The following is an 8950-nucleotide window of genomic DNA, read 5'->3' on the forward strand; positions in this document are numbered from 1 at the left end:
GCACCCCCGAGGGGGTGCGGGCCACGCCCGTACACGAGCGAACGGTGCCTACTGGGCGGCGTTCAGGATCTCCCGGGCCAGCTTGGCGGTCTCGGTCGGCGTCTTGCCGACCTTCACGCCCGCGGCCTCGAGGGCCTCCTTCTTGGCCTGTGCGGTGCCAGAAGAACCGGAGACGATGGCGCCGGCGTGGCCCATGGTCTTGCCCTCGGGGGCGGTGAAGCCCGCGACGTAACCGACGACCGGCTTGGTGACGTTCTTCGCGATGAAGTCCGCCGCACGCTCCTCGGCGTCGCCGCCGATCTCGCCGATCATGACGATCAGGTCGGTGTCGGGGTCGGCCTCGAACGCCTCGAGGGCGTCGATGTGCGTGGTGCCGATGACCGGGTCGCCACCGATGCCGACGGCGGACGAGAAGCCGATGTCGCGCAGCTCGTACATCATCTGGTAGGTCAGCGTGCCGGACTTGGACACGAGACCGATGCGGCCGGGCTTGGTGATGTCGCCCGGGATGATGCCGGCGTTGGACTGGCCGGGGGTGATCAGACCCGGGCAGTTCGGGCCGATGATCCGCGTCTTGTTGCCCTTGGCGATCGCGTGCGCCCAGAAGGCGGCGGAGTCGTGCACCGCGATGCCCTCGGTGATGACGACGGCCAGCGGGATCTCGGCGTCGATCGCCTCGACCACGGCGGCCTTGGCGAAGGCCGGCGGGACGAAGAGGACGGAGACGTTGGCGCCCGTCTTCTCCATCGCCTCGGCGACGGAGCCGAAGACCGGGACCTCGGTGCCGTCGAAGTCGACGGTCGTGCCGGCCTTGCGCGGGTTCACGCCGCCGACGATGTTGGTGCCGTCAGCCAGCATCAGCTTGGTGTGCTTCATGCCCGTGGCACCGGTCATGCCCTGGACGATGACCTTGCTGTCCTTGTTGAGGAAGATAGCCATGTGAGTCTGTGACCTCTGCCCTTACTTCGCAGCCGCGAGCTCGGCGGCCTTGTCGGCCGCGCCGTCCATGGTGTCCACGCGCTGCACCAGCGGGTGGTTGGCGTCCGACAGGATCTTGCGACCCAGCTCGGCGTTGTTGCCGTCGAGACGGACGACCAGCGGCTTGGTGACCGCCTCGCCCTTGTCCGCGAGCAGCTGCAGCGCCTGGACGATGCCGTTGGCGACCTCGTCACACGCGGTGATGCCACCGAAGACGTTGACGAAGACGGACTTGACGTCCGGGTCGCCGAGGATGATCTCGAGGCCGTTGGCCATGACGGCGGCGGAGGCGCCACCGCCGATGTCGAGGAAGTTGGCGGGCTTGACGCCGCCGTGGTTCTCGCCGGCGTACGCGACGACGTCGAGGGTGCTCATGACGAGACCCGCGCCGTTGCCGATGATGCCGACCTCACCGTCGAGCTTGACGTAGTTGAGGTTCTTCGCCTTGGCGGCGGCCTCGAGCGGGTTCGCGGCCGCGTGGTCCACGAACTCCTCGTGGCCCGGCTGGCGGAACTCGGCGTTCTCGTCGAGCGAGACCTTGCCGTCGAGCGCGATGACGTCGCCGTTGGCGACCTTCGCGAGCGGGTTGACCTCGACGAGGAGCGCGTCCTCGGCGATGAAGGTCGCCCACAGGGTCACGAGGACCTCGGCGACCTTCTCGGCGACCTCGGCCGGGAACTTCGCCAGGGCGACGATCTCGCGGGCCTTCTCGATGGTCACGCCCTCGTTGGCGTTCACCGGGACCTTGGCGAGCTTCTCCGGGGTCTCCTCGGCGACCTGCTCGATGTCCATGCCGCCCGCGACCGAGGCCATGGCCAGGAAGGTGCGGTTGGTACGGTCCAGCAGGTACGAGACGTAGTACTCCTCGAGGATCTCGGGAGCCGTCTCGGCGATCATCACCTTGTGGACCGTGTGGCCCTTGATGTCCATGCCCAGGATGTCCGTCGCACGGGCGACGGCCTCGTCCGGGGTGGCGGCCAGCTTGACGCCGCCGGCCTTGCCGCGGCCGCCGACCTTCACCTGCGCCTTGACGACCGACTTGCCGCCCAGCCGCTCCGTGGCCTCGCGCGCCGCCTCAGGCGTGTCGATCACTTCACCGGCCAGCACCGGTACACCGTGCTTGGCGAAGAGGTCCCTCGCCTGGTACTCGAACAGGTCCACGCGCGTCCGTCCCTTGTCTTCAAAGATTCGCAGTGATTCGCGGTTGTCTGCTATCTGCGTGGGCGTGCCGCGGAGGGCAACGTGACGGCGCTGTCACAAGGGGAGCGCACACGGTGACCGTGGACGCGGCATGTCCGTCCCGCAGGTTATCCCCGTGGGACGTAGGTCCCTAAATCAGGGCTCACACCTGAGCGGTGATACCTGTCACAGATCGCCTCACGGTTGAACTGCGACTTCGTGTGATCTGCCGATTTGCGGCAGCGTCCTCACGTGGTCGGCAGGGGCCGCTTCTCCAGTGCCGCCGCCATCACCTCCGGGAACAGATCAGGGGTGCAGGCGAAGGCCGGAGCGCCCAGTGCGGCGAGCGCCGCCGCGTGTTCGCGGTCATAGGCGGGGGCGCCCTCGTCGGACAGCGCGAGGAGGGTCACGAACTGCACCCCGGCCGCCTTCATCGCCGCCACCCGCTTGATCATCTCGTCGCGTATGCCGCCCTCGTAGAGATCACTGATCAGGACGACGACCGTGTCGGCGGGGCGGGTGATGCGGGACTGGCAGTAGGCGAGGGCGCGGTTGATGTCGGTGCCGCCGCCGAGCTGGGTGCCGAAGAGGACGTCGACGGGGTCGTCGAGCTGTTCGGTGAGGTCGACGACGGCCGTGTCGAAGACCACCAGACGGGTCGCGATCGAGCGCATCGAGGCCAGCACCGCCCCGAAGACGGAGGCGTAGACGACGGAGGCCGCCATCGAACCCGACTGGTCGACGCAGAGGACGACCTCCTTGCGGACCGCGCGCGCCGAGCGGCCGTACCCGACGAGCCGCTCCGGGACGACCGTGCGGTGCTCGGGCAGGTAGTTCTTCAGGTTCGCCCGGATGGTCCGGTCCCAGTCAATGTCACGGTGGCGGGGGCGGGCGATCCGCGCCGAACGGTCGAGGGCGCCCGTCACCGTGGCCCGGGTGCGGGCCGCCAGGCGCTTCTCCAGCTGTTCGACCACCGTGCGGACCACGGCCCGCGCCGTCTCCTTGGTGGTGTCCGGCATCGCCTTGTTCAGCGACAGCAGGGTGCCGACCAGGTGGACGTCGGGCTCGACGGCCTCCAGCATCTCCGGCTCCAGCAGCAGCGTGGACAGGCCGAGCCGCTCGATGGCGTCCCGCTGCATGACCTGGACGACCGAGCTGGGGAAGTACGTACGGATGTCCCCGAGCCAGCGCGCCACATGCGGCGCGGAACCCCCGAGCCCGGCGGACCGCTCCCCCCGGTCCCTCCCTCCGCCGTCCCCGTACAGCGCCCCGAGCGCCGCGTCCATGGCGGCGTCCCGCCCGCCCAGCGCGCACCCGGTGCCGTCGGCCTCGCCGCCGCCGAGCACCATCCGCCAGCGCCGCAGCCGCTCGTCCCCGCCCGCGGGCGGCTCCGTGCCCGGGCCCGCCTCCACCCCGCCCTGCTCCCTCATCTGTCCTTCCCCCTCCGCTCGTTCCGCCATCGGGCCGCAGCCCCGTCCTGCCCCGCCCGCCGTCCGTCCCTCCGCCTCACCCCGGCGCGGCCAGCAGGAGGTGGGCCAGGTCCGCCGCCGCGGCCGCGCGGGCGGGGTCGAGCTCCGGGTCGAAGCCCTCGGGGGCGGCACGCGACGCGGAGCGCCCCGCGCGGCCGCCCGGGCCGCGCCGGACCAGCTCGCCCAGGGTCCGCTTCACGCCCGGCTCGTACGCCCCGAACGTGCGCCGCAGCAGCGGCAGTACGCCGATGAACGCCCTCGGCGGCACCGACACCAGCCAGGCGTCGATCAGGCCCAGCAGCCGCTCGTCGTGGACCAGCAGCGTGCCCCCGCCCGCGCTCCCGCCGGCGAACCCCTCGATCCAGCCCGCCGCGTCCGCCGGGGCCGCCGCCGGGGACAGCGCGAGCCCCATCAGGCGCGCCGACTCCTCGGCGGGGAGCCGGCCGCCGTCCAGCAGCAGCCGGACGGCGCGGCCGCGTATCAGCCCGGGCACGGTGTCCCGCCCGGCCAGCGTCCGCAGCACCCCCGACCAGCGTTCCCGCAGCCCGGGGTCGGCGTCCGCGAGCAGGGCGACCGCGCCGTGCACCCCGTCCACGTGGTCCCGCATCCCGGCCGCCCCGTCGGCGTCCAGCCCGGCCGCGCAGGCCGGGGGCAGCGCCACGCAGATCCGCTCCGCCAGACCCGCCGCGACCGTCCCCAGCGCCGCCGCGTCGGTCCCCCGTACGTCCCCGTACCGCAGCGAACGGGCCAGCGCGGGCAGCGCCTCGGCCAGCCGGGCCACATCGGTGTCGAGCGCGGCCCGGTCGGCGAGGGCGCGCAGGACGGCGGGCAGCGCCCGCGAGAGCCCGGCCAGCAGGCAGCGCTCGGCCAGCGCCGTGACCTCGCGCAGCTCCCCGGCGCCCTCGGCGTCGGCCTCGGCCTTGGCGGTGGCCGCCCCCAGGACGGTGGTGCCCCAGATCCCGGCCTCGGCGACCCGGACCGACAGCTCCGGTTCCCAGCACAGCCGCCAGGTCTCGCGGAAGGTGCCCGTGCCGTTCCGGGAGGCCGTGGGCACGCCCCAGTCGACGCCGAGCAGCCGCAGCCGGTGCAGCAGCAGGGACTTGGCCGCGTCGGTGTCCTTGCGCAGGTCCAGCTCCAGGTCGCGGCGCTGCGCCTCGGCCTTGAGCCGCAGCGAGCGCGTCAGGCGGGTCAGGTCCCGCTGGAGCGGTACGGCGGGCGCCGCGTCGGGGACCTCGCCGAGGACGTCCCCGACGACGAGCCGGTCCTCGATCAGCGCGAGCGGTACGCCGGAGCCGTCGCACATCACCGCCCGGACGGCCTCCAGGGTTTCGGTGAGCCCGGGCAGCGGGCGGCCGCGCAGGGCGGCCAGGGTTCCGGCCAGCCGGACGGCCTCGATCACATGCGCCGGGGAGACCTGCCGGTCCTCTTCCCGCAGCAGGTCCGCGACCTTGGTCAGCCACCGCTCGACGGGCCGGTCCCGGGCCGCGAAGAGGTGCGCGTACCAGCCCGGCGAGGTGATGCCCGCGCCGTATCCGCCGGCCCGGGCGAGCCTGCGGTGGGTCCACGGCACCCAGGTGGTCTCCACCTTGGTCTTCGGGAGCCCGGCGAGCAGGGCCCGGTCGGCCGCCGCCGTGGTCCGGGCGCGCAGCGCCGGGACGTGCCAGGCCCCGCAGACCACGGCGTACTCCTCGCCGAACTCCTTGCGGGCGGCGCGCATCTTCTGCCGCATGTGCGCCTCGCGGACCAGGTCGTGGGGGCGGCCGCCGTCGCCGTAGGTCTCGCGCAGGGCTCCCATCGCCTCCGCGACCGCTTCGAAGGCGGCCAGGGGGTCCGGGGCGGCCCCCGCGTCCCGGTGCTCGACCACGTCCTCCCACCAGCGCTCCGGATCGTCGTACCCGGCGGCCGTGGCGAGCGCGGCGAGCGGATCCACCGGCACGTCGCCCCTCCCGTCGGACCGCGGCCCGTCCGGTCCGGGCTCGTCCGGCCCGGGGCCGGCGGCGAGCGTGTGCGCGGCGGGCAGGTCGACGAACCGCACCGGCACGCCCCGCTCCTGCGCCCAGCGCAGGGCGACCCACTCCGGGGAGAAGTCGGCGAGCGGCCAGAACGCGGCCCGGCCCGGATCGTCCGCCGCGTGCGCGAGCAGCGCGACGGGCGGACGCATGCCGGGATCGGCGGCGAGCGGCAGCAGCGCGTCCGCCTCGGGCGGCCCCTCGATGAGCACGGCCCGCGGCCGGGCGGCGTCGAGCGCGGCCCGTACGGACCGGGCGGAGCCGGGCCCGTGGTGGCGCACGCCCAGCAGCAGCGGCCCCGCGGCCCCCGGGCTCATGCCATCACCTCCCGGCAGGCGCGGTAGAAGTCCTTCCAGCCGTCCCGCTCGCGGACGACCGCCTCCAGGTACTCCTGCCAGACGACCCGGTCCGCGGCCGGGTCCCGGACGACGGCGCCGAGGATCCCGGCGGCCACGTCGGAGGGGCGCAGGACGCCGTCGCCGAAGTGGGCGGCCAGCGCCAGCCCGCCGGTGACCACGGAGATGGCCTCGGCGGTGGAGAGGGTGCCGCTGGGCGACTTCACCTTGGTGCGGCCGTCGCCGGTGACGCCCTCGCGCAGCTCGCGGAAGACGGTGACGACCCGGCGGATCTCCTCCAGCCCCTCGGGCGCTGCCGGGAGGTCCAGGGCGCGGCCCATCTGGTCGACGCGGCGGGCGACGATGTCGACCTCGGCGTCGGCGGTGGCGGGCAGCGGCAGCACCACGGTGTTGAAGCGGCGGCGCAGCGCGCTGGAGAGCTCGTTGACCCCGCGGTCGCGGTCGTTGGCGGTGGCGATGAGGTTGAAGCCGCGCACGGCCTGCACCTCCTGGCCGAGTTCCGGTATCGGGAGGGTCTTCTCGGACAGGACGGTGATGAGGGTGTCCTGGACGTCGGCGGGGATGCGGGTGAGTTCCTCGACCCGGGCGGTCATGCCGTCGGCCATGGCCCGCATGACGGGGCTGGGGACGAGGGCTTCGCGGCTCGGGCCGTGGGCGAGGAGGCGGGCGTAGTTCCAGCCGTAGCGGATGGCCTCCTCGGGGGTGCCGGCGGTGCCCTGGACCAGGAGGGTGGAGTCCCCGCTGACGGCGGCCGCGAGGTGTTCGGACACCCAGGTCTTGGCGGTGCCGGGGACGCCGAGGAGGAGCAGGGCGCGGTCGGTGGCGAGGGTGGTCACGGCGACTTCGACGATCCTGCGCGGGCCGACGTACTTGGGTGTGATGACGGTGCCGTCGCCGAGCGTGCCGCCGAGCAGGTAGGTGGCCACGGCCCACGGGGAGAGCTTCCAGCGGGTCGGGCGGGGCCGGTCGTCGGCCGCTTCCAGGGCTTTCAGTTCGTGTGCGAAGGCGTCTTCGGCGTGCGGTCGCAGCGCCTCGCCGGCGGTGTCGATTCCGGGCATGGTCATGGTCCCCCTCCAATGCTCGCCAGCCGTTCCCGACTGCTGGAACAACCGTGCACCATGCCACTGACAACGCCCCTTGTTCGAGCCGTTGTTGCAGGTCAGAGCGATTGTCAGTGGGGGTCTCTACGGTGGTTCACATGACTGGGCAGCAGGTCCGCCGGACGGCGGAACAGGTACTGGCTCTGGCTCCTGACGAGGCATCACGCAAGGCGGGAGGGAAGCTTGGAGGGGAGGGGCCGTGGACTCAGACCGGAGGTTCCGCTTCCGGTGCGGTGTGGGGGTTGTGCAAGGGCAGCGGCAGCACGCCGTACCGGACGGTCGTGGACCCGGCGGGGCCGGCGTACAAGTGCTCCTGCCCGAGCCGGAAGTTCCCGTGCAAGCACGCGCTGGGACTGATGCTGCTCTGGGCGGCGCGGGAGGCGGGCGATCCCGCCGAGGCGCCGGACTGGGCGGCGGGGTGGCTGGCGGAGCGGGCGGCCAGGACGGAGCGCCGGGCCGCCGGGCCGGCCCGGCCGGCCGACGCGGAGGCCGCCCGGAAGCGGGCCGAGCGCCGGGCGGAACGCGTCGGGGCGGGCGTCACCGAGCTGGAACAGCGGCTCGTGGACCTGCTCCGCGCCGGGCTCGCCGGGCAGGAGCGGGCGGGCTACGCGGGCTGGGAGGAGACCGCCGCCCGGATGGTCGACGCCCAGGCCCCCGGACTCGCCGCCCGGGTAAGGGAGTTGGGGGCAATACCCGGTTGCGGCGCCGGCTGGCCCGCCCGGATGCTTGAGGAGTTCGCGCTGCTGCACCTGCTGGACAGGGCCTGGCTGGGAGTGTCCGGGCTGCCGGAGCCGCTGGCCGCGACCGTCCGCAGCCGGGTGGGGCTGCCGTACGCGGCGGAGGGGGAACCCGTCCGGGACCGCTGGCTCGTACTGGCCCAGTACGACTCGGTGTCCCCGGACGGCCGGCTCACCACCCGCCGGACATGGCTGCGCGGGCTGGGGAGCGGACGCCCGGCCCTGGTGCTGGACTTCGGCCCGCCCGGGCGGCCGCCGGAACTGGCGCTGCCCACCGGACTGGTGCTGGAGGCGGAAGCCCGCTTCCGGCCCGGCTCGGCGGGGCTCCGGGCGGATCTCGGGGACCGCGCCGTCACGGCGGCGGCCCCCGGGGCTCCGGCCGGGGCGAGCACCGGAGAGGCCCTGGAGGCCTACGGGGCCGCGCTGCGGGAGGACCCGTGGCTGGAGTCCTGGCCGGTGGTCCTGGGTCCGGTGATCCCGATACCGGGGGAATCGGGTGAGGGGGGCTGGCAGATCGCGGACGCGGAAGGGACGTCCGCCCTGCCGGTGACGCTCGCTCCGGGCCGCTCGCGGTCGGGGCTGTGGCAGCTGGCCGCCCTCTCGGGCGGCGGGCCGGTCACGGTGTTCGGCGAGTGCGGCCACCGCGGCTTCACCCCGCTGACGGCCTGGCACCCGCATGCCGCGGAGCCGGTCGCCCTGGGGTGACGGCCGGGCCGGGGGGCCCGGGGGGCGTGCAGAGGAAGGGGGACGGCGGATCGGGGCCGGAGGGCCGGTACCGCGAGGTACGGGTCGACCGGGATCCGCCGTGCACATCGAGTACCCGGAACGGGGCGCGGGGGCGCCGCCGTACGGGATGAGAAAGCCGGGGGGCTTTGTGATGGACGACAACCACGCCAGCTGACGCATGCCCCGGTCCCGCGGAGGGGGCGGGACCGGGGCACGCGCAGGCACGGACACGGACACGCGGGACGACGAGGGAGGGGGTCCGGTGAACGACACCGACCATGCGGGCGGCACGACGGCCACGGCGGACGAGGGGGACGGGGACTGGGAGGAGCTGGTCGCGACCGCGCTGCTGGGCACCGAACGGCGGGGCGGCGCGCCGGAGGCACTGCTCGGCGC

6 protein-coding genes are annotated in these 8950 nt (G+C 74.0%); 1 reads left to right on the forward strand and 5 read right to left on the reverse strand.

The genetic code is table 11. The annotated features are described in order from the left end of the window. Positions 1–48: 48 nt before the first annotated feature. The 5 genes from sucD to ACFV0Q_RS33345 form a co-directional block, all read right to left on the reverse strand. Positions 49–939: a succinate--CoA ligase subunit alpha gene (gene sucD / locus ACFV0Q_RS33325; RefSeq protein ID WP_385010503.1), complete on the reverse strand. Its 891-nt coding sequence runs from the start codon at positions 937–939 to the stop codon at positions 49–51. Positions 940–960: 21 nt separating this feature from the next. Then, complete coding sequence (gene sucC / locus ACFV0Q_RS33330; protein WP_385010505.1) at positions 961–2139, reverse strand: ADP-forming succinate--CoA ligase subunit beta; 1179 nt, start codon at positions 2137–2139, stop codon at positions 961–963. A gap of 266 nt (positions 2140–2405) precedes the next feature. Next, on the reverse strand, positions 2406–3587 hold the full coding sequence (locus tag ACFV0Q_RS33335; RefSeq protein WP_385010507.1) for a VWA domain-containing protein: 1182 nt from the start codon (positions 3585–3587) through the stop codon (positions 2406–2408). Positions 3588–3663: 76 nt separating this feature from the next. Beyond that, the gene (locus ACFV0Q_RS33340) at positions 3664–5952 is read right to left on the reverse strand and encodes a DUF5682 family protein (RefSeq protein WP_385010508.1); all 2289 of its coding nucleotides are present in this window, start codon (positions 5950–5952) and stop codon (positions 3664–3666) included. Continuing rightward, entirely contained in the window at positions 5949–7055 is a 1107-nt protein-coding gene (locus ACFV0Q_RS33345; protein ID WP_385010510.1) for an AAA family ATPase, read from the reverse strand. The genes ACFV0Q_RS33340 and ACFV0Q_RS33345 overlap by 4 nt, the downstream gene beginning before the upstream one ends. 134 nt (positions 7056–7189) lie before the next feature. Here ACFV0Q_RS33345 and ACFV0Q_RS33350 point away from each other — a divergent pair, with 134 nt between their 5' ends. Further along, complete coding sequence (locus ACFV0Q_RS33350) at positions 7190–8533, forward strand: SWIM zinc finger family protein (protein ID WP_385010512.1); 1344 nt, start codon at positions 7190–7192, stop codon at positions 8531–8533. Positions 8534–8950: the final 417 nt, after the last annotated feature.

This window comes from Streptomyces sp. NPDC059564 (assembly GCF_042735575.1).
Taxonomy (GTDB): Bacteria; Actinomycetota; Actinomycetes; order Streptomycetales; family Streptomycetaceae; genus Streptomyces.

Bases quoted from the DNA above. Each gene is read 5' to 3' on its own strand.
- sucD (WP_385010503.1), bottom strand. From the start codon at position 939: ATGGCTATCTTCCTCAACAAGGACAGCAAGGTCATCGTCCAGGGCATG.
- ACFV0Q_RS33335 (WP_385010507.1), bottom strand. From the start codon at position 3,587: ATGAGGGAGCAGGGCGGGGTGGAGGCGGGCCCGGGCACGGAGCCGCCC.
- ACFV0Q_RS33340 (WP_385010508.1), bottom strand. From the start codon at position 5,952: ATGAGCCCGGGGGCCGCGGGGCCGCTGCTGCTGGGCGTGCGCCACCAC.
- ACFV0Q_RS33345 (WP_385010510.1), bottom strand. From the start codon at position 7,055: ATGACCATGCCCGGAATCGACACCGCCGGCGAGGCGCTGCGACCGCAC.
- ACFV0Q_RS33350 (WP_385010512.1), top strand. From the start codon at position 7,190: ATGACTGGGCAGCAGGTCCGCCGGACGGCGGAACAGGTACTGGCTCTG.